Source organism: Wocania arenilitoris (assembly GCF_021728535.1).
Lineage (GTDB): Bacteria > Bacteroidota > Bacteroidia > Flavobacteriales > Flavobacteriaceae > Wocania_A > Wocania_A arenilitoris.
In genome coordinates, this window is sequence record NZ_JAKKDU010000002.1 from 51,317 (window position 1) to 72,221 (window position 20,905).

16 protein-coding genes are annotated in these 20,905 nt (G+C 33.7%); 5 read left to right on the plus strand and 11 right to left on the minus strand.

The window, feature by feature from the left end:
* Positions 1 to 167 precede the first annotated feature (167 nt).
* The 5 genes from chrA to L3X37_RS01640 all read left to right on the plus strand — a co-directional run bounded on the left by chrA (position 168) and on the right by L3X37_RS01640 (position 7,158).
* The gene (gene chrA / locus L3X37_RS01620) at positions 168 to 1,355 is read left to right on the plus strand and encodes a chromate efflux transporter (protein WP_237238427.1); all 1,188 of its coding nucleotides are present in this window, start codon (positions 168 to 170) and stop codon (positions 1,353 to 1,355) included.
* Positions 1,352 to 2,362, plus strand: a complete 1,011-nt coding sequence (locus L3X37_RS01625; protein ID WP_237238428.1) for a sulfotransferase family protein — start codon at positions 1,352 to 1,354, stop codon at positions 2,360 to 2,362. Before chrA ends, L3X37_RS01625 begins: the two co-directional genes overlap by 4 nt.
* A gap of 69 nt (positions 2,363 to 2,431) precedes the next feature.
* Positions 2,432 to 4,054 carry a right-handed parallel beta-helix repeat-containing protein gene (locus tag L3X37_RS01630; RefSeq protein WP_237238429.1) on the plus strand — a complete coding sequence of 541 codons (1,623 nt, stop codon included), beginning with the start codon at positions 2,432 to 2,434 and terminating at the stop codon, positions 4,052 to 4,054.
* 33 nt (positions 4,055 to 4,087) lie between these two features.
* Positions 4,088 to 5,719, plus strand: a complete 1,632-nt coding sequence (locus L3X37_RS01635) for a sulfatase family protein (protein ID WP_237238430.1) — start codon at positions 4,088 to 4,090, stop codon at positions 5,717 to 5,719.
* 8 nt (positions 5,720 to 5,727) lie between these two features.
* Positions 5,728 to 7,158, plus strand: a complete 1,431-nt coding sequence (locus L3X37_RS01640) for an arylsulfatase (RefSeq protein ID WP_237238431.1) — start codon at positions 5,728 to 5,730, stop codon at positions 7,156 to 7,158.
* Positions 7,159 to 7,171: 13 nt separating this feature from the next.
* On the opposite strand, the gene cysC is transcribed toward L3X37_RS01640, so the two are convergent.
* The 11 genes from cysC to L3X37_RS01695 form a co-directional block, all read right to left on the minus strand.
* Positions 7,172 to 7,771 carry an adenylyl-sulfate kinase gene (gene cysC, locus L3X37_RS01645; RefSeq protein WP_237238432.1) on the minus strand — a complete coding sequence of 200 codons (600 nt, stop codon included), beginning with the start codon at positions 7,769 to 7,771 and terminating at the stop codon, positions 7,172 to 7,174.
* A complete protein-coding gene (cysQ, locus tag L3X37_RS01650; protein WP_237238433.1) occupies positions 7,756 to 8,589 on the minus strand; it encodes a 3'(2'),5'-bisphosphate nucleotidase CysQ in 834 nt (277 codons plus the stop codon). The genes cysC and cysQ overlap by 16 nt, the downstream gene beginning before the upstream one ends.
* 109 nt (positions 8,590 to 8,698) lie before the next feature.
* Complete coding sequence (locus tag L3X37_RS01655; RefSeq protein ID WP_237238434.1) at positions 8,699 to 10,186, minus strand: sulfatase family protein; 1,488 nt, start codon at positions 10,184 to 10,186, stop codon at positions 8,699 to 8,701.
* Positions 10,187 to 10,202: 16 nt separating this feature from the next.
* Complete coding sequence (locus L3X37_RS01660; RefSeq protein ID WP_237238435.1) at positions 10,203 to 13,235, minus strand: aminotransferase class III-fold pyridoxal phosphate-dependent enzyme; 3,033 nt, start codon at positions 13,233 to 13,235, stop codon at positions 10,203 to 10,205.
* Between the two features lie 195 nt (positions 13,236 to 13,430).
* On the minus strand, positions 13,431 to 14,957 hold the full coding sequence (gene amaB, locus L3X37_RS01665) for an L-piperidine-6-carboxylate dehydrogenase (protein WP_237238436.1): 1,527 nt from the start codon (positions 14,955 to 14,957) through the stop codon (positions 13,431 to 13,433).
* A 93-nt stretch (positions 14,958 to 15,050) separates the two neighbouring features.
* On the minus strand, positions 15,051 to 16,259 hold the full coding sequence (gene pcaF / locus L3X37_RS01670) for a 3-oxoadipyl-CoA thiolase (RefSeq protein ID WP_237238437.1): 1,209 nt from the start codon (positions 16,257 to 16,259) through the stop codon (positions 15,051 to 15,053).
* A gap of 28 nt (positions 16,260 to 16,287) precedes the next feature.
* Positions 16,288 to 17,634, minus strand: coding sequence for an aspartate aminotransferase family protein (locus L3X37_RS01675; RefSeq protein WP_237238438.1), 1,347 nt, complete (start codon positions 17,632 to 17,634; stop codon positions 16,288 to 16,290).
* Positions 17,635 to 17,659: 25 nt separating this feature from the next.
* Positions 17,660 to 18,316, minus strand: a complete 657-nt coding sequence (locus L3X37_RS01680) for a 3-oxoacid CoA-transferase subunit B (RefSeq protein ID WP_237238439.1) — start codon at positions 18,314 to 18,316, stop codon at positions 17,660 to 17,662.
* The gene (locus L3X37_RS01685; RefSeq protein ID WP_237238440.1) at positions 18,310 to 19,023 is read right to left on the minus strand and encodes a 3-oxoacid CoA-transferase subunit A; all 714 of its coding nucleotides are present in this window, start codon (positions 19,021 to 19,023) and stop codon (positions 18,310 to 18,312) included. The genes L3X37_RS01680 and L3X37_RS01685 overlap by 7 nt, the downstream gene beginning before the upstream one ends.
* Positions 19,024 to 19,042: 19 nt before the next feature.
* Positions 19,043 to 19,366: a ferredoxin FdxA gene (gene fdxA / locus L3X37_RS01690; RefSeq protein ID WP_237238441.1), complete on the minus strand. Its 324-nt coding sequence runs from the start codon at positions 19,364 to 19,366 to the stop codon at positions 19,043 to 19,045.
* A gap of 69 nt (positions 19,367 to 19,435) precedes the next feature.
* The gene (locus tag L3X37_RS01695; RefSeq protein ID WP_237238442.1) at positions 19,436 to 20,857 is read right to left on the minus strand and encodes a hypothetical protein; all 1,422 of its coding nucleotides are present in this window, start codon (positions 20,855 to 20,857) and stop codon (positions 19,436 to 19,438) included.
* Positions 20,858 to 20,905: the final 48 nt, after the last annotated feature.

The following is a 20,905-nucleotide window of genomic DNA, read 5'->3' on the forward strand; positions in this document are numbered from 1 at the left end:
ATATGTTAATTTTATAAATTGCAGTTTGATAATAATATCTTAAAAAAGATAAACAATGTTTTGAGAGCTTAATACTTTTTGATAAAAAGAGAAAGTATAGGTAATTACATAATATCTAAGTTGTAAAGGGTTCAACCTAAAAAATTAATTGTATTAATTTAAATAATTTGAAAATAAATCGGTCAAACCTATTCCTTATAGACTTGTTTTGGAGTTTTTTCCTAATAGGAAGCTATTCATTTGGCGGCCATATGGCCTTAATTGCAATGGTTAGGAAACAATTGGTTGATAAAAAAAAAGTGCTTACAGATGATCAAATTTTAGATGGTGTATCTTTAGCATCCATCTTGCCAGGTCCATTGGCTGTAAATTCGGTAGTTTATTACGGATTTATTTTAGCTGGAATAAAAGGAGCTATGGTAAGTTTTTTGGGCGTATTGTTACCTACCTTTCTATTAGTAACGGGATTTTCAGTTTATTATTTCTCAATTGGAGCTGAGGCCGATTTTCATATTGCTTTCGTTATCCCCGTAGTAGCTGCTGTAATTACAAGCGTAGGCTATAATATGGCCAAAAAGCAAATGCGGGTTTTAAGTCAAGGTTGTATCGCAGTACTTGCCTTTATACTTGCTGTAACGGCACCGAATGTAATATTTATAATAGTTGCGATTTTCTTGGGAGGACTAATGGGGTATTTTTTATATGCTAAACAGGAAGTAATTATTGACGTTAAAAACAATGCGACTAGATTTATAAATAGAAAAGAATTAAAAACATTAGTATACATTTTATTAATTATTATTTCATTAATGGTAATTATAGCTAGTTATAACAATAAATTAAATATTTCAGCATATTTAGCCTCGGTTTTTTCAGGAATGAGTTTAACCTTGTTTGGGGGAGGATATGTTATAATTCCCATTATGGAACAAGCTCTTGTCGGCGATTTAAATTGGGTAACATTGCACGAGTTTAATGCGGCCATTGGGATAAGTCAAATTACTCCAGGGCCAATACTAACTAGCGTTACTTTTATCGGTTATAAAATGGCAGGATTTACAGGAGCTTTTATAGCGACCGTATCTATTTTTTTACCTTCATCTATATTAATGTTAATTCTTTCACACATACAACAAAAAATTAAACATTTTAGTTATATTGATGCTGTTATGAAAGGTATTCGGGCAGTAGTTATTGGATTAATTTTTAGTGGAGCCTATACCATTGGATTAAAGCATTTTGGTTATCAAACGTTGCCTTGGGTCATTTTTATAGTGTCGCTGTTGTTATTTTTGTTCACTAAAATTCATCCTGCATTAGTAATTTTACTAACCTTATTATTTAGTTTTTTATGACTTTATTAAAAAAAGGATTAATCCCTATTCAAATAATAGGTACTCAACGCTCAGGTTCAAATTTACTTCGGTTAATTTTAAACCAGTCACCACTAATTTCAGCGCACCATCCACCACATATCTTAAAGGTGTTTTATCCCATTCTACATAAATATGATGACTTAAAGGAACATGCTAATTTTAAAAGATTAATACATGATGTTTGCAGACTTGTTGAAACCAACCCAGTAAAATGGGATATTAAATTAGATCGAGAAAAAGTATTCAGAAGATGTGAAAAACCAACATTAATTGAAGTTTTTAAAGCAGTTTACGAAACAATGGCTTTGAAAGATAACGCTGCTTTTTGGTGTTGTAAAAGCATGTCAAATGTAAACTTTTATGAACCGATTGAAGACAACGGAATGGAGCCTTATTATATTCATTTGATAAGGGACGGTAGGGATGTTGCAGCTTCATTTAAAAAAACACTCGTTGGAGAAAAACACATATTTCATTTAGCATCGATTTGGAAAAACAATTATTTGAAAGCCAAGAAAGCATTTGAAAATATAGATAGAAATAGGTGTTTAACCATAAAATATGAGTCCCTTATAGCCAATCCCATCGAGGTACTCGAACAGATTAATGGTTTTTTAGGGTTGCATTTAGATGAAACTGTTTTAGATTATTTCAATTCGAACGAATCAAAAATCACGGCAGCAGCAGGATATATGTGGAGTAATCTTACCATGCCTATTATGCCTAATAATAGCAGAAAATTTTTAGAAGTCCTTACTCCTGAAGAAATTGAAATATTTGAACATGTTGCAGGAGACTTACTTATAGAAAATGACTATGCTTTGGTGGCCAAATTTGAAAATAAAGCATTCTCAGATCAGCTAATTAGAGAGTTTGATGCCGAAAATATTAAACTTAAAAAAGAGGCCATGTTATCAAATCACTTAAAAGTAGATAGGCTATGTCGTCAAGAGAGAAATAAGTTGTTAATTGAATTAAATAAATAGTAACTATGCTTTTAAATAAATACTCAATAAATAAAACCTTACTCACTTTCATATATGCATTTTTTTTTTTTGATATCGAAAAGCAATGGACAAAATAAAATTATAGATAATGAAGTGTCCGTTAGTAAATTTGGAGCTATACCAAATGATACTATAAACGATAGGATAGCCATTAATAGAGCTTTGTTGTATTGTAAAGAAAATCAAATTAAAAAATTGATTTTTCCTGAAGGGAAATATATTCTTGAGCATCCAAAAGCTATTTCCTTAATGAATTCTGTGTTAGATTTAAAAATGGGTAAAAACCCAGAAGAAGTTATTTTTAGTCCATATTACAAATATATTAAAGGTTTAGATATTTATGGTCATAAAGATTTAGAGCTGGTGGGTAATGGTGCAGAACTTATTTGCAAGGGTTGGATGGAACCTATTTCTATAGAAAATTCAAATAAAATAAAAATATCAGGATTTACTATCGATTATTATTGGTTACCACATAGTGAGGGTAAGGTTATTGATGTTTCCAATACATATTTTGATGTTCATTTTTCTCAAGATTATATAGTAAAAAGCAATATGGTTATGCCCAGGATTATGTTTTTTGATACAAAGAAGGACAGAATAGCGAGTGAACCACTATATTTCCCTATAAAAAATAAACTCATAGCACCACAAACTTTACGTATATGGGGTAACATTCCAGTTAATTACAAGAATGATATTGCTTTAATAAACCATAGTTTTCATTTTAGGCCAGCAATTTTAATTCATGAAAGTCAAGATGTAGCTATTGAAAATGTTACAATACACTCACAACCAGGTATGGGTATTGTAGGGCACAGGTCTCATAATATTTTAATGAGCGGTTTAAGAGTTGTTCCTAAAGCAGGAAGAAAACAATCTACCAATACTGATGCTACCCACTTTACATCATGCACAGGTTATATTCATTTTAAAAATTGCATGTTTGAAGGCCAGGGAGATGATGCTACAAACGTTCATAATTATTATTACACTATAACTGGCAATATTGAAGATAAATATATAACTAAAGTCAATGCGCCAACAGGAACCCATGCTCAAGTATTAGATTATCCAGATGTAGGCGATGCGTTTGAACTTGTAGATAAAAATACACTTAAAAAGATTAAAGAAATAACAGTTAAGGAGGTTGTTACACTTCCTGAAAAATGGGAAACACATTTAACTTTTAATGAGCCTATTCCAATAGATATAGATAGATATTTATTAATTAATATTACCCGTTTGCCCAGTTTGCATATGGAGGGTTGTACTATAATGAGTCATTTGGCTAGGGGGATTCTTATAAAGACCCGAAATGTAAGGATTGAAAACTGTACAATCATGGAGTCGACAGGCACAGGTATACATATTGGAGCAGAAGGTAGCTGGCACGAAGGCCCAGGATCTGCCAATGTAACAATAATTAATAACAGAATTATTAGGTGTGGAAGAGGAGATGGAGTACAGAATGAAGCAAGTGGGATTGCCGTAAATGTAGTAAGTTCTAATCCAGCCAAAAATAGTGTACATAGAAATCTAGTTTTTGAAAATAATATAATAGAAGGAGAACATGCAAAATACGGTATATATGTTACAGGTGCAGATGATGTGGTTATTAGATATAATGATATATCGGGGTGTAAAATACCTATTTATATAGAAAAATAATTTGGACTAAAGTTTTTTGTAAAGTTTAATGTAATGATAAATATTATGTTTTTTAATATAATTAACAGATGTTTAAATTTTAAGATATTTTTGGATAAGCTTAAATTAAATTTACTCAGTAACAATAATAAGCTAAATAAAGTTGAGTACTTGAGTGGTAAAATACAACAAGGAGTTTGTTGTTCTTTACTTTTAATAATGGGGTCTTGTGCTAACGAGCAGACTAATAAGCAGCCTCCAAACATCCTGTTCTGCGTAGCGGATGATGCTTCATATGCTCATTTTGGAGCCTATGGTTGCGATTGGGTAAAAACTCCAAATTTCGACCGGGTTTCTAATGAAGGGATATTGTTTACCAATGCCTATACCCCAAATGCCAAATGCGCTCCGTCAAGGTCATGTATAATCACCGGGAGGAACCCCTGGCAGTTGGAGGCGGCAGCTAATCATTGGCCCTATTTCCCCGATAAATATAAAACTGTTTGTGAAGCACTCCGCGAAAATGGATATGAAACAGCCTTTACAGGTAAGCCATGGGGGCCTGGGAAATTTAAAGAAGGTAGGGAGTTGATAGGTACACGCTACGATGTAAAAGGGGAAACCCCAACATCGGAGATTGAAAATACAGACTATGCTGGGAGCCTTAATCTTTTTCTGAAAGAACGAAATAAAAAGAAACCATTCTTTTTTTGGTATGGGGGCTGGGAACCACATCGTTATTATGAATATGGTTCAGGTATTGAAAAAGGAGGAAAGCAGCTTGATATGATAAAGCAGACAGATATCCCTTCTTACTGGCCAGATGAAGAAAAGGTGAAGACTGACATGTTGGATTATGCTTTTGAATTGGAATGGTTCGATTTGCACCTAGGGAAAATGATTGATCTTTTAGAAAAACAGGGTCTTTTGGAAAATACAATGATAGTCGTTACATCAGACAATGGGATGCCTTTCCCACGGGTAAAGGGAAATCCATATGAACATAGTACCCACATGCCACTTGCTATTATGTGGAAAGGAAAAATTATTAATCCCCGAAAAGTGAATCATAGCTTAATTAGTTTTATTGATTTTGCACCTACATTTCTTGAAGCTGCAGGTATCGATATAGCCACCAGTGGAATGCAACCTATTAGTGGAAAAAGCATTTTAAATATACTTACTAGTGAGGAAGAAAGAAATGAACGTAAAGTTTTATTGCAGGGCAGGGAACGTACAGATGTAGGAAGACCAAACGATTGGGGCTATCCGGTACGGTCCATTAGAAAAGACAGCCTTCTATACCTATATAATTTTCATCCAGAAAGATGGCCAGGAGGTAATCCTGAAACAGATTTCAGGGATACCGCACCAGGACCAACAAAAGAAGCAGTTATTAAAAGTGGAGAGAGTAGTGTATGGTGGGAAGCTTGCCTTGGGCTTAGGCCACAGGAAGAATTGTATAACCTAAACCAAGACCAAGAGTGTATGAATAACCTTTGCAATACGGAAGCCTATGTTGGTATTGCCGCAGAATTGAAAGAGGAATTATTTCAACTTTTAAAAAAAGAAGGCGATCCGCGTATGGAAGGTAAAGATGACTATTTCGACCAGTTCCCTTACATCAATGATACAGAACGGGGACTTTATGATCGTACAATTTTAAAAATGAATAAAAAAAGATAATTGTTGTAATGAAAATAAAACTATTAATATCGATTGTTGCCACCTACATTTGCCTGTCTGGATGCATGTCAAAGAATAAGCAAAAAACTGTTTCTGATAGACCAAACATCATTTTTATTCTTGCCGATGACCTTGGCTATGGCGATTTGGGATGTTACGGACAAGAACAAATAAAAACCCCCTTTATAGATAATCTAGCAAGGTCTGGTATGCGATTTACCAATCATTATGCAGGAAGTACTGTATGTGCACCTTCGCGTTGCTCATTAATGACTGGTAAACACACTGGAAAATCAAAAATAAGAGGTAATAAATATAATTTTTCATTGGAATCTGCTGATACTACAGTAGCTCAAATTATGCAAAACGCAGGTTATAAAACAGCAATTATTGGAAAGTGGGGATTGGGAGACAATGGATCAGCAGGGCAACCTTCTAAGAAAGGTTTTGATTATTTTGTAGGCTATTTAGACCAAATAAGGGCACACAATGCTTATACCGACTGGCTTTGGAAAAATTCAGATACTTTGAAAACAAATAATAAGGTTAAGATTATTCCAGAAAGTTATGCGAAAGGCATAGGAAGTATTGCGACAGAGAAAAATACTCATACTCAGGATATCTTTACCAATGAAGCGTTAAGTTTTATTGAAAACAATAAAACGGACCCTTTCTTTTTGTATCTGTCTTATACTTTACCACATGCAAACAATGAAGCTTGGTATTTAAATGAAATAGGAATGGAAGTGCCAGAGTTAATGGGGTACGATACTTCTCTTTCTGAAATGAAACCAGTTCAGCAGGCATTTGCAGCTTCAGTATCTTATCTAGATCGCGATGTGGGGAAAATAATTTCTAAACTAAAAGAGCTTGGAATAGACAATAATACGTTGGTAATATTTGCTTCAGATAATGGACCCCATGAAGAAGGAGGTGTAGATTCCAAAATATTTAAAAGTTCAGGATCTCTTAGGGGTATTAAAAGAGACCTTTATGAAGGAGGTATTCGTGTGCCAATGATAGCTTATTGGCCAGGTAAAATTGCTCAAGGCTCTCTGTCTATGCATGCCTCAGCATTTTGGGACTTCCTACCTACAGCATGTAATATAGCTGGAGTAGAGCCTCCTAAATGGACTGATGGAATTTCCTATTACAACGAATTGCTTGGTAAGCCCCAGAAAAAACACGAATTTCTCTATTGGGAGTGGTCTTCTGAAGGAGGCAAACAAGCCGTAAGACTTGGCAACTGGAAAGGTGTGCGTTTAAACGCCTCAAAAGGTTCCGATGCACCAATTGAACTTTACAATCTCTCAAAAGATATTGGTGAGTTAAAAAATATAGCAGAAGAATATCCCTTAGAGGTAAGTAAAATCTCAGAAATAATGAAAAGGGAGCATACTTACTCTAAAGACTTTAATTTTGATTATGAGATTGATTAAAGAAACTAGAAATTTATGTTCCAATTTCTGTTAATTTGTCTTTTATTAACTCAAAGATTAAATCTGTGGCTTCACCTATTGAAAGATGCTCGTTAATTTCAATATCTGAATGTGTTGGTGCTTCATAAGGCGAAGAAATGCCAGTCATATTTTTTATTTCTCCAGCTCTAGCTTTTTTGTATAAACCTTTAGCATCTCTTTTTTCGCAAGTTTCTATACTGGTATTTACATAAACTTCTATATAGTTATTTGAAGAAACAATGGTTTTAATAATATCTCTATCTTTTTTATAAGGTGCTATAATAGCAGCTAAAACAACTACACCTGCATCAATAAACAATTTTGAAGTTTCTGCTACCCGTCTATTATTTTCAGATCTGTCCTCTGGACTAAAATCTAAGTCCTGATTAATCCCTTTTCTAATACTATCTCCATCTAAGGTATAGGTATTAATGTTTTTTTTAAAAAGTAAATGCTCTAAACTATTTGCTAAGGTTGATTTACCAGCACCAGATAAGCCAGTAAATAAAATAAGAAATGAATTATGACCATTAATGTTTAAGCGTTCTTTTCTAGTTATTTTATAAGCGTATGTTTTTAAATTGTCATCCATTCTTTTTTAAATATTACAGTATCATTGTAAACTATAAATTCATTGTTTAACAAGTTGGGTTTATTGTATGCTAAATCTTTAAATGTATTTTTAGATATAACTCGAATACCAACAGCCTCACAAATGGCTTGACCTGCAGCTGTATCCCATTCCATGGTAGGAGCAAATCGAGGATAAATATCTGCTTTGCCTTCTGCTATTAAACAAAATTTAATAGAACTGCCTTTTGATACAATATCTATTGAAGCATAATTGTTATGTAATTTTTTTATGAATTGTTTTGTTTTATCATTCATATGAGATCTACTTCCAACCACCTTTATTATTGATTTGTTTGTATTTTTTGGCAATAACCTATATGCATCATCAAACCAATTTTTAATACTGTTAAACTCTTTGTCTAGAGTTATTTTATAAGCTTTTTTATCTCCAACATTACCATAATAAAGCTCTTTTGACGTGGGAATAAAAATAACCCCAAGAATAGGTTTATTATTTTCAATCAAAGCAATATTAACTGTATACTCTCCATTCTTTTTTATAAACTCTTTTGTTCCATCTAGTGGGTCAACAATCCAACATTTTTTCCAATGTTTTCTTTCATTATATATAACTTCTTTATTTTCTTCACTTATTATTGGAATTGAAGTCGATTTTAACAATGTGTTTATTATGTTGTTTGATGCCTTATCAGCTTTAGTTAAAGGGCTATTATTGTTTTTAATTTCTAATTCAAAATCATCATTTTTATAAATATCTTCAATTACAATTCCAGCTTTAATAGAGGCTTTAATAGCAAGTTTTAATAGTTCTTTCATATTAGCATCTAATATAAAACATTCTTATAAAAGGGTGTTTTTAAATGTTACACTTTATAATTGAGCTTAAGCATGTAAAGTAGAATAATTTTATTTATAAGTAATTTAATTAGTTAAGCTTATAAGGGTCATTTGTTCTTATTAACCAATCCGATAAAACGGTTTTAAGACTATCTACTAACTTGGGATTTTGATAAGCAATATTCTTCATTTGGTAAGGGTCCTTATGGTTATCAAAGAGTAGTAAGCTATCTGGAATATGTATTGGAGGATTATTATTGACAACGAATGTGTATCTTTTGGTTCTTACTCCCCTTAGTCCTGTGTTAGTTCTTTCTCCAACCCAAATATACAATTGAGATTGGGGAATCTCTCCTTCTCCTTTAAAAAGATAATTAGTAAAATTAGTGCCGCTTACTGCTTGTGGGATATCATTTTCAAATCCCATAAGCCCCATTAAGGTAGGGTAAATATCGGGTATTGATAACATTAAATCTTCTTTCCTAGGGCTAAGTTTTTCTGGATATTTAATAATTAATGGAATACGCATAGCTTCTTCGTATGGGAGGTCTTTTCCTCGCTTATTATGGCTCCCCATCAATTCACCATGATCGGATACTACCAAAACTATGGTATTCTTGTCTAGCTTTTGTTGTTTTAAAGTTTCTAGTATTTTCCCTATTTGATCATCAACTCCAGTGACCATTGTGAAATAATCTTTCATGTGCCCTGTAACCCAATCAGACCATTCTCCATTTTTTAATTTGGCATTGGGGCGATTTGCCAGTTCTGTATATGTCTTGTCTTTATAATATTTTTGATATTTCTTGGGATATGCCTTATAGTCTCCAACACCATCATCATGAGGAGGATTCATGGCCACTACCAAAGCAAAGGGTTTAGAAGAATCTCTATAGTTATTATCCTTATTTTCTAGATATTTTATAGCTTTGTCGGCTTCCTCAATTGGGCTCCATCGATCTACATAATGAAATTCATTTCTTTTTGCATCTGTGGACCAATATAGCGGATTCATATGGTAATCATAAGTATTGTAAGCATACCAATAATCGAAACCATGTCTATTATTGGGAGGTGTCCATTCATTCCATTTATTTCCTTCTTTATCATTATTGTTTAAGCAATCTATGTAAGGTTTTTTGGGTTTACTTAAATGCCATTTTCCAATGTATCCCAAATTATATCCTTTTTGTTTTAGAATGTCAGACCAACAGATTTCTTCTTGCTTGAGTTCCATGTTTTCTTGGTAGATTGGTTGTCCTTCATATTCCATACAATTATTGATAACTCCATTCTCAAAAGGATATTTACCAGTCATAAGCATGGCTCTCATAGGGCTACAAACAGGATAGTTGGCAACTGCATTAGTAAATACAATACCCTCGCTTGCAAGTTTATCTAAATTAGGTGTAATTACGGGGTCTTGATTCATGAATCCCATGGCATGTGCTCTCCATTGATCGGGAAAGAAAATGACTAAATTTGGAGGATTCTCCCTTTCTGTTTTCTTTTGCTTAGAATAACAACTAGTAAGTAGTATGATGGAAAATAAGATTATAATATTTAGCTTTTTCATTGTTATAGATATTTTATTATTTGGACAACATAAAATCTTCTTTGAATATTTTAGTTAAATAGAGAATTAATTCTTCAGCATTTTCTTGAGTAAAAATAATAGGAGGCTTTATTTTTAACACATTATGGTCTGGTCCATCGGTACTCATTAAAATACCATAATCTTTCATGCGGTTTGCTAAATAATCCGTTTGAGCGGCTAACGGGTTTAAGTTGGCGTCAACTAATTCAATACCTAAAAATAAACCTTGCCCTCTAACATCTCCAATTATAGGAAATTCTTTCGCAAGTTTTTTAAATTCTGCTTTTAAAAATTCACCAAGATTCAAGGCGTTTTGTTGTAGGTTGTCTCGCTTTACTGTTTTTAAAACTTCTGCTCCAATAGCACAAGAAACGGGATTACCTCCAAAAGTATTGAAGTATTCCATACCATTTGCAAATTTATTAGCAACTTCTTGGGTGCAAGCTACTGCGGCAAGGGGATGCCCATTACCTAATGGTTTTCCAATGGTAACAATATCTGGAGTTACATTATGAAGCTGAAAGCCCCAAAAGGTTTTTCCTAAACGACCACATCCTACTTGTACTTCATCAGAAATGCATAAACCTCCAGCAGCTCTTACTTTTTTATAGGCCTTAGCCAAAAAGCCTTCAGGTAATTCTACTTGTCCGCCGCAACTAATAATAGGTTCTATAATAAAGGCTCCAACACCTCGTCCTTTTTTATGTACAATGTCTATTTGCTTTTGTACTTCTTCTGCATATTTATCGGCAGTATTTTCACCGCGGTACTTACCTCTAAAAGCATCAGGTAGCGGAAAAATATGAGTGTGCTCTGGAGCACCTTTACCACCTTTACCGTCAAATTTATATGAAGACATATCAATACACATATTGGAGTTTCCGTGATACCCTATTTCTGAGGCAATAATGTCGCGTTCACCAGTTGCTGCTTTAACCATTCTAATAGCCAATTCGTTAGCTTCGCTTCCTGAATTCACAAAATGTAAAACATTTAGTTCGGGTGGTAAGGTTTCAATAAGTTCTTTTGCTAGCGCATTGATGTTTTCATGCAAATAACGCGAGTTGGTATTTAAAAGAGCCATTTGTTGTTGTCCAGCTTTAACAACATTGTAATTTTCGTGCCCTACATGAGCCACATTGTTTACTGTGTCTAAATATTTTTTCCCATATTGGTCTATGAGGTATTGGCCGTTACCACGTACCATTTTTATGGGTATTTTATACTGTAGGCTTAAACTTTTTCCTAAGTGTTCCTTTCGGTAGTTAATTAGGTCACTATTCGAGATCGTGTTTTTAGGTTTAAGTGGTTTTAATTTAAATAATAAATTTGGATCTGGACAAATACTTTTCCAAACCTCTAACTGACTGAAATAGGCAACCCCAGGGAAATCGGTTTCATAATCTAGTAGTGATAACATGATTTGAAAATGCAAATGAGGCACCCAATTGCCATTTTCTGGATAACTACCTAATTTACCAATAATTTCTCCTTTTTTAATGTGGTCTCCAATTTTATGCTGGGTAGCACTTTCAACATCTAAATGTCCGTAAAGCGAATAAAAAGTTAAGCTTTCTGTATAATGCTCTAATATTACTAAACCACCATATTCTTTATCACCATTATTATTAATAGCCATGGCTATTTTTCCATCCAATACTGCACAAACAGGAGTGTTATAAGGCAACCAGAAATCTATTCCTAAGTGAATGTTACGATTTTCTGTTCCTCTGTTTCCTACTTTGTTATAGGCTTGAGAGGTATAAAGTATCCTAGGCTCTAAATAACCACCTGCAATGATACGGTTGGGAACCGTTTTTTGAAGTCGATTAATTTTAAATTCAAATAATTCTAAATCGTTGAAATCTTCTTGATGACCTATCCATTTGCTTGAAACGCTTAAATCGATAGCTTGTATTTCATTTATTCCAATGCTAGGGAATAAGTCAGATAATTTAAAAGAAGTATTTTTTGCGAAATTTTTAAATTTATTTTCATTGGGGTGTGCAATAAAACCACAAGCCTTCCTAAAACTATAGCCTGCATATTCATCAGAGATTAAATGCCATTTTTTTAATACTTCCCATGCGGATTTTTCACTAATAAGCAAATACTTATTGTCTGGTTCTTTAATTTTATTTATTGCAGATTTAGTTACCGAAATAACCAATCTCATAGCGATGGCGATATGCAAATGGTCCAACTCTTTTTCCTGTAATGGAAAAGTACTATGATAGCCCTTTACAATGGGTAGAGACGCCTCTAGAGGGTCATTATGTTTCATTATTGCGTAAGCACATGCAATAGCTAGATCATTTATAATTTGGGTGTGAATAGCGTCTCCATAGTCTATAGCTGCCTTTACCACTGGATTTAATAAGTCTTCAGAAACAATAACATTGTTGTCGTTTGCATCGTTATGAACAACACATTTTCTTAGTTTGGAATAGGCATTTAGCTTGTCTTCAAATTTATTTTGAAATGCAGAAAGAATCTTTTTTTCTTTACCATTAAATAAATTAATATATTGATTAGTCCAAAGAGATTGAGCAATATCCCATTCAAATTCGCGATGGGCTTCTTTATGGTTAAAACCTTGTAAAGTTTTAGTTAAAAGCCCACATTGTTCTCCTAGGCTATACCGTAAATTATCTAATTGCGGATTGACATTGCTCCAAACTCTACCAGAAACCCATGATAGTAATCGCACTTTACGTTTGTTTCCATAGTCATCAATTATTTCAGAAATGGCATTTCCGTTTATATCTGCAACAACTTTTGGTGCTATAAGATTGTTTCCTTGGGCTTCACAATATTGTAATAGTTTCTGTTGAAAATCGAGGTAGTTTTCGTTTTCGTCTGGTCGTGATATCTTTAAAATATAACCTTCTTCATGAGCTATCTTAATTCTAAAATTAAAATCTACTTCACCAGGAAGTGCAGAAGCATGTCCTTTAATATTAAAAAGATTGAAAAGAATATTTTCAGCTTGTTGGGTATTTATTTGTAATTCACAATAGTTAATCATTCTTAAACCGTTTTTGTCATTTAATTTATTCAATACCATAATTCTCTAAGAATTTCAGGCTCTTTTATTTTGGTATTTCGGTTCGAGTTTCATTATTTTTTTGGTAGCAACATTTATAAAATCATTTAAAACCAACAATTTAATATTTCTTAAAATATATTTTTAAGTTTTAGGGATTAATGTAATAAAAATATATTAGAAATTAAAAACAATTCCTTGGGCTAAATGTGCTTCTTTTCCATAATTAACTGTACAGGTTTGTCTTCTCATATAAGCTTTCCATGCATCAGAACCACTTTCTCTACCACCTCCAGTTTCTTTTTCGCCTCCAAAAGCACCTCCTATTTCAGCGCCAGAGGTTCCAATATTGACATTGGCAATACCACAGTCAGAACCAGAATACGATAAGAATTCTTCACTCTCTCTAATATTAAGTGTAAATATTGAAGATGATAAGCCTTGAGGTACAGAGTTTTGAATTTTTATAGCCTCAGTAAAATTAGTATATGTCATGACATATAAAATTGGAGCAAAGGTTTCGTGCTTTACAATGGTCATGTTAACATTAGCTTCAATAATAGTTGGTTTTACATAACAGCCTGATAAATATTGTTCGCCAGCTAATACTTTATTCCCAGCAAGAACTTTACCGCCTTGTTCTATTGCTTTCTGAATAGTGTTTTTATATTCTTCTACTGCTTGTGTATCAATAAGAGGGCCTACATGATTAGATTCATCTAAAGGATTTCCAATATGAAGTTGTTCATATGCTTTTACTAATTGATTAACCAAATTATCATATTGACTCTTATGAATAATTAATCGTCTTGTTGATGTGCATCGCTGACCTGCTGTTCCTACGGCACCAAAAACTATAGAAGGGATTGCATGCTTTAAATCAGCGTTCTCTGTAACAATAATAGCATTATTTCCTCCAAGTTCTAGTATAGACTTACCTAATCTTCTAGCGACTGTTTCTGCTACACTTTTGCCCATTCGTGTGGATCCTGTTGCAGAAACTAATGCAATATCAGGATGCGAAGCCATCTCTTGTCCTATGTCTCTTCCTCCTATTATTAGATTACTTATACCTTCTGGTAAGTCATTATCTAATAACACTTTCTTTATTATTTGTTGACAAGCTAAAGCAGTAAAAGGAGTTTTTTCTGAAGGTTTCCACACACAAACATTACCACATATCCATGCTAAAGCTGTATTCCACGCCCATACTGCAACAGGGAAATTAAAAGCAGAGATAATACCAACAACACCTAAAGGATGCCATTGCTCCATCATTCTATGTCCTGGTCTTTCAGAATGCATTTGTAATCCGTAAAGCTGACGAGACAATCCAACAGCAAAATCACAGATGTCAATCATTTCTTGTACTTCGCCATAACCTTCTTGAAGACTCTTACCCATTTCGTAACTAACTAAAGCTCCTAAGTCTTCTTTATTTTGTCTAAGGGCTTCTCCAAATTGTCTTACTATTTCTCCTCTTTGGGGAGCTGGTATCGTTCTCCAAATTTTAAAAGCTTCTTTAGATTGATTCATTACATTATCGAAATCTGAAATGGTTCCTCCTTGTACATGACCAATTTCTAGACCATCTACAGGGGAATTTATTTTAAATGTGTCTCCATTTCCTTCCCAACAAGTTTCTCCTGTACTTACACTGTAATAAGGAGTCTCTAAATTAAATTTTTTAAGTATACTTTTCATGTGTTTATATTTATTGTTATTCAACGGTCACATGTAACATCCTAAATAATCATTTGGTTGTGTGATTAAATATTAATCATGGATGTTTCATTACTATATCTTTTCTAATACTATAGAAATTCCTTGCCCTACTCCAATACACATTGTGCAAAGAGCTTTTTTTGCTTTAGAATTTTCCATTTGGTACAATGCGCTTGTAACAATTCTTGCTCCACTCATACCAAGGGGGTGTCCAAGTGCAATAGCTCCTCCAAGAGGGTTTACTCTAGGGTCGTCATCTTTTAAATTTAAAGCTCTTAAACAAGCTAAGGATTGTGCAGCAAATGCCTCGTTAAGTTCTATGATATCTATGTCATTTAGAGTTAAATTAAGCTTTTCTAATACCTTTATTGTTGCAGGGACTGGCCCCATGCCCATAATTCTAGGTAAAACTCCAGCTGTAGCCATTCCTAATATTTTTGCTTTTGGAGTCAGATTAAATTTCTTCACTGCTTCTCCTGATGCCAAAAGTAAAGCAGCTGCCCCATCATTTATTCCCGAAGCATTGCCAGCTGTAATACTACCATGTTCTCCACTAATAGATTTTAAACTATTTAGTTTTTCTAATGAAGTTAAGCGTAAATGTTCATCGTCTAAAAACTCTGTTGAATATTTCTGTTTGCTTTGTTTAGGTATAAAAACTGGAGTTATTTCTCTAGAAAGATTGCCGTTTTTTTTTGCTTTATCAGCTTTCTCTTGGCTGCGCTGTGCAAATGCATCTTGATCTTCTCTACTAATATTAAAATCTGTTGCAATATTTTGAGCTGTTTGAATCATTCCCTCTGTTCCATACATTTTGTTAAGTTTTTCATTAACAAAACGCCAACCAATTGTTGTATCGTAGGTTTTACTTTCTCTTGAAAAGGCCTGAGTTGATTTTCCTGTAACAAATGGAGCTCTTGACATGCTTTCTACACCACCTGCTATCATAATTTCTGTTTCACCAGATTTAATAGCTCTAGCAGCTGTACCTATTGCATCCAAACCTGAACCGCATAACCTATTTACCGTTGAGCCACTAATGGTTTCTGAAAACCCAGCTAATAATAATGCCATTCGAGCGACGTTTCGATTATCTTCTCCTGCTTGATTAGCGCATCCTATAACAATATCATCTATAGCATTCCAATCCATATCAGGGTTTCTATCCATTAATGCTTTTAAAGGAACAGCACATAAATCATCTGCCCTAACTAAAGATAATGAGCCTCCGTAACGGCCTATTGGTGTTCTAATCGCATCACAAATAAATACTTCCTTCATGTTTTTCATTACGTAATTGCCTTTTATATTATCTTAATAGTTTTGGTTTGATTAATCTAAATCCATTTAATAAAGCTTGCGATAAACGATCAATTTCTTTTTGTTCGAGTGTAGTTGCGAACATGCAAGCACAGGTGTTAATCATTATAATATGTTCTTTTAAAAACATGTAATCTAAAAGTTCTGTTACTATATTTTTAATTTGCTTTGGTTGATAGGCCTCTCTATATAATCTTGGAGCGGTTTCTGTAAAGTGCAATCTAAACATTGAACCATCTCCTGTTATAGAAATTGGTACATCGGCTATTTTAATTGATTCTTTAATTTGATAAATCGCTTTTTTTGTTAATTCATTTAATCTTAAAATTGCATTTTCATCAAACATCTCCATAGCTATTCTTCCTGCAGTAGTAGAAATTGGATTTGCTGAAAAAGTTCCTGAATGTGGATGCTTTAATATGGCTTGCCTAGGGTTTAAAACCTGCATTATTTCTGATTTCCCAGCTAATGCTCCAATAGGAAATCCGCCTCCAATTATTTTTCCCATAGCTGTTAAATCTGGTACTACCGAATAATTATCTTGAGCCCCCCCATAATTAACCCGAAATGTCACAACTTCATCGAATGCAAGTATTGCATTATTTTTACGAGTCCACTTATAAATAGCTTCAATAAATTGATTACTGGCAGGAAATAACCCAATACGATGCGGAACAGGGTCTATAAGCACACAGGCTATTTTATCAGCATTTTGATCTAATATGTTTAAGGTTCGTTCAATATCATTAAATGGAAAAATAACAACATCATCCACCACACCTTGAGGAGTTCCATCTACTAGGGGGACGGTATTTGGTTTATTAATGTCTCCCCAATTACTTGGGTTAGCTGTTTGACTCATCTCTGCATAATCATAGGTTCCATGATATGCACCTTCTGCTTTAGCTATTTTAGGTTTACCAGTATATGCTCTTGAAGCTTTTATCATGGTCATTACTGCTTCTGTTCCAGAATTAACAAATCTAATTTTTTCAAACCCAACAGATCTATTAATCAACAATTCAGCAAAATCTACTTCAGATTCGGTTCCCATTGTATAGGCTGTTCCTTTTTTTAATTGTTTGGTTACAGCGTTTGTAATATTTGGATGGGCATGCCCATGAATTAAGGATGCCATATTGTTAGCAAAATCAATACGCTCAACACCTTTAATATCAGTGATATAACTTCCTTTTGCGTGCGACACATAATACGGGTGAGGCTCTCTAAAAATGGTGTTTCTACTTACCCCTCCAGTAATAACTTTACAAGCACGACTATAAATAGCAGTGTTCTCTTTTCCTGTTTTATTTTTTGTTAAACTTTTAGATTCCATAATGAAAGTAAAAAAAGTAAATTTTCTAGTATTGTTTTAATTTTGGTTCTGTACGTTCTTTAACGTAATCTAAAGTTACATTTGGGCCTAATTCTTTAACAAACAACCCATTCTTTGTTACATCAATTATTGCCAAGTCTGTGTAAATTCTTTTTACAACTTGTTTACCTGTAATTGGAAATGTACATTTTTTAAGAATTTTTGGTGCTCCATGTTTTGTAACATGTTGAGTAATTACAAAAATTTTTTTTACGCCTGCCACTAAATCCATAGCTCCACCTACTGCTGGAATAGCATCTTTTGCACCTGTTGACCAGTTTGCCAAATCACCATTTTTAGAAACTTGCATAGCCCCTAAAACACATATGTCTATATGGCCTCCTCGAATCATCGCAAAACTATCTGCATGATGAAAATAACTAGCTCCCGGAATAGCTGTAACACATTTTTTACCTGCATTAATTAGTTCTTTGTCTTCATCTCCCTGATTAGGTGCTTTCCCCATTCCTAACAATCCATTTTCAGTTTGATATATTACTTCTCTCCCTTTTGGGACAAAATCAGCTATCATTTCTGGAATTCCAATGCCTAGATTTACATAGGATCCATTAGGAATATCAAGGGCAACTTTCTGTGCCATTTCTGCACGATTCCAACCTATTTTTTTACCTGTTGTTACCATGGGTATTTTTTTTCTTGCTCTACTAAACTAGATTCATGAGCTGGATTATTTACTTCTATTACTCTATTAACAAAAATTCCTGGAGTAATCACTTCTTCTGGATTTATATTACCAGCATCAACAATGGTCTTTGCTTGAACAATAGTAACGGTTGCAGCTGTGCACATAATAGGTCCAAAATTTCTAGCTGTTGCATGATATGTTAAATTTCCATATCTATCAGCTTTATCACATTTCACAAGAGAAAAGTCAGCTTTTATTCCATACTCTAAAACAAATTTTTGATTGTTGAAGTCTCGGGATTCCTTACCTTCTGCTAATAAAGTGCTTACTGAAGTAGCTGTGTAAAATGCAGGAATTCCTGCGCCTCCTGCTCTTATTCGTTCTGCTAACGTTCCTTGAGGAACTAATTCTAATTCAATATTTCCAGCTCGATACAATTCTGGAAAAACCATAGAATTTGCGGTTCTTGGAAATGAACAAATCATTTTTTTTACTTGCTTGTTTTCAATTAGAGCGGCAAGTCCAACATGACCACTTCCAGTATTATTACTAATCACAGTTAGGTTTTTTGCTCCGTGATCTATTAATGCATGAATTAATTCAATAGGGCTACCTGCCTCACCAAACCCACCAACCATAACTGTTGCTCCATCGAATATATCTACTACTGCTTCGGATAATGAACTAGCTTGTTTATTAATCATTTTTTGTAATTTATATTAGCTATCGCTCCAAATAGTTCAATTTTCCTTCTATGCCGTCCCATTTATCGGCATCAGGTAAAGCTTCCTTAACTTCTGTTATTTGAGGCCAGATATCTGAGAGTTCAGCATTTATATCTAAAAAATGTTCTTGATCTTCAGGGAGGTCATCTTCAGAATATATAGCACCAATTGGACATGCAGGAACACACTCTTCACAGTCAATACATTCATCGGGATTAATAACCAAAAAATTAGGTCCTTCGTAAAAACAATTTACGGGGCATACTTCAACACAACTTGTGTGTTTACAATTAATACAATTTTCTCCAACTACAAAAGCCATAATATATATTTATTTAGAATTCTTGATAGTTCACCAAATGGTGGTGTAATCTTTAATTTTTACTACCTCTTAACTAACACTACTAGTTTCCTTCATAGATTCTGTAAATAATCCAGCTTCATCAATAATCACTCTGTCTTCGTATCCACTAAACCATATCGCTTCTGGGTTTCTGCCTACAATAGCCACTTGACCTTTGTTTTTTGCATCAGCAGTTCCACGCAACAATTTAAAAATCACTACACCGTTTTCGGTACCTGGTATACCTGGTATTGGCTCATTTGTTACTGCTACTACCTCTGTTTTACCTAAGTAATGTGTAATTGACAATCGGGCACTAGCTTCAACACCAGACAATCCCTTTTGCGAGTCATTTAATAATTTCCATGCATCTTCAATGGTGAGGTTAAATGCTTTGTGACCAATAATATCGCGTCCACAGAAAAAATAATGATTGTTAATTCTATTTCTTTTTAACTCACGTTGCATAATTCTTATATCATTAGGATCTTCATTAATTCCTTTTATAAACGGTGCTTGATTCTCAATTATAATAAATTTTCTATCAGCTAATTCTTTAACGGCATGTTTCGTGTTTTCAATCCAAAGTAGTCCGCCTTCTGGATTTTCTATATAATTTCCATTATCATCCTTTTGTAAAAACTCATCTGGATGATTAAAATGAACCATAACTCTTAATTGCACTTCAGGGTATGCGGCATGAAAATCATCTACCATGTTAAAAAAAGTACGATCAAATCGATCTGGATAAAAGGCAAGCTCTTTAGTTCCTAATCTTATACTTTCAATACCTGCATCAGCTAGTGCAGAAAACCATTCTGCCAAGTTTTTGTTACCAAGAACCATAGCATCTCCACCAGACATTAAAATTTCTCTTAATTTTTCTCTATTTGTTTCAGGGTGCTTTCCTCCGTTTTCTTCAACTAGTTTATTATGTTCTTGAATATAATTAACTAGTTCTGGGATCTTTGCTAAACCTTTTGAGGCAACTGTGCCATCTTCTCTAAGAATTTCTTTTTTAGCTATTAGCTCTTCTCTATAGCAAAATCGACAATGCGCCGAACAGGTATTAATCACATATATAAGCCCTAATTCATATTTATGAATTAAACCTTCTATAGGGCTATATGACATCTGATTTCCAGGGTCTGGAGCGCCTTCAAGGTCAAATGTTTCTTTAGGACTAGCCTTAACTAACGTTTGTACAGCTTTACTATTTTTTGCTATTTGATAATAATGATTAGTTATTTTTACTGGCATACGCGCTTCAACGTCTCGGTCCGTGTTTTTCATATCAATTAATACTTGCAATTCTTCTTCCGAGTAGAAATCTTGCATGTCTTCAGATACCTTTTTATCTATATACTTTTTAAGCCCAGTTATAATTCCACGATCATATTTAGCATTTTCAACTTTGGCTAAAAAGGCTTGTGCTTTCTCTGTAGGTTGATATTTTCTTTGAGTTGGCATAGTGTTTTGTTTATTTTTTTATTAAAAAATTTTTATTTCAGCAAATAT

Excerpts from the sequence above, each read along its gene's own strand:
- L3X37_RS01625 (WP_237238428.1), top strand. The coding sequence starts at position 1,352 with ATGACTTTATTAAAAAAAGGATTAATCCCTATTCAAATAATAGGTACT.
- L3X37_RS01635 (WP_237238430.1), top strand. The coding sequence starts at position 4,088 with ATGATAAATATTATGTTTTTTAATATAATTAACAGATGTTTAAATTTT.
- L3X37_RS01640 (WP_237238431.1), top strand. The coding sequence starts at position 5,728 with ATGAAAATAAAACTATTAATATCGATTGTTGCCACCTACATTTGCCTG.
- cysC (WP_237238432.1), bottom strand. The coding sequence starts at position 7,771 with ATGGATGACAATTTAAAAACATACGCTTATAAAATAACTAGAAAAGAA.
- cysQ (WP_237238433.1), bottom strand. The coding sequence starts at position 8,589 with ATGAAAGAACTATTAAAACTTGCTATTAAAGCCTCTATTAAAGCTGGA.
- L3X37_RS01655 (WP_237238434.1), bottom strand. The coding sequence starts at position 10,186 with ATGAAAAAGCTAAATATTATAATCTTATTTTCCATCATACTACTTACT.
- L3X37_RS01660 (WP_237238435.1), bottom strand. The coding sequence starts at position 13,235 with ATGATTAACTATTGTGAATTACAAATAAATACCCAACAAGCTGAAAAT.
- amaB (WP_237238436.1), bottom strand. The coding sequence starts at position 14,957 with ATGAAAAGTATACTTAAAAAATTTAATTTAGAGACTCCTTATTACAGT.
- pcaF (WP_237238437.1), bottom strand. The coding sequence starts at position 16,259 with ATGAAGGAAGTATTTATTTGTGATGCGATTAGAACACCAATAGGCCGT.
- L3X37_RS01675 (WP_237238438.1), bottom strand. The coding sequence starts at position 17,634 with ATGGAATCTAAAAGTTTAACAAAAAATAAAACAGGAAAAGAGAACACT.
- L3X37_RS01680 (WP_237238439.1), bottom strand. The coding sequence starts at position 18,316 with ATGGTAACAACAGGTAAAAAAATAGGTTGGAATCGTGCAGAAATGGCA.
- L3X37_RS01685 (WP_237238440.1), bottom strand. The coding sequence starts at position 19,023 with ATGATTAATAAACAAGCTAGTTCATTATCCGAAGCAGTAGTAGATATA.
- fdxA (WP_237238441.1), bottom strand. The coding sequence starts at position 19,366 with ATGGCTTTTGTAGTTGGAGAAAATTGTATTAATTGTAAACACACAAGT.
- L3X37_RS01695 (WP_237238442.1), bottom strand. The coding sequence starts at position 20,857 with ATGCCAACTCAAAGAAAATATCAACCTACAGAGAAAGCACAAGCCTTT.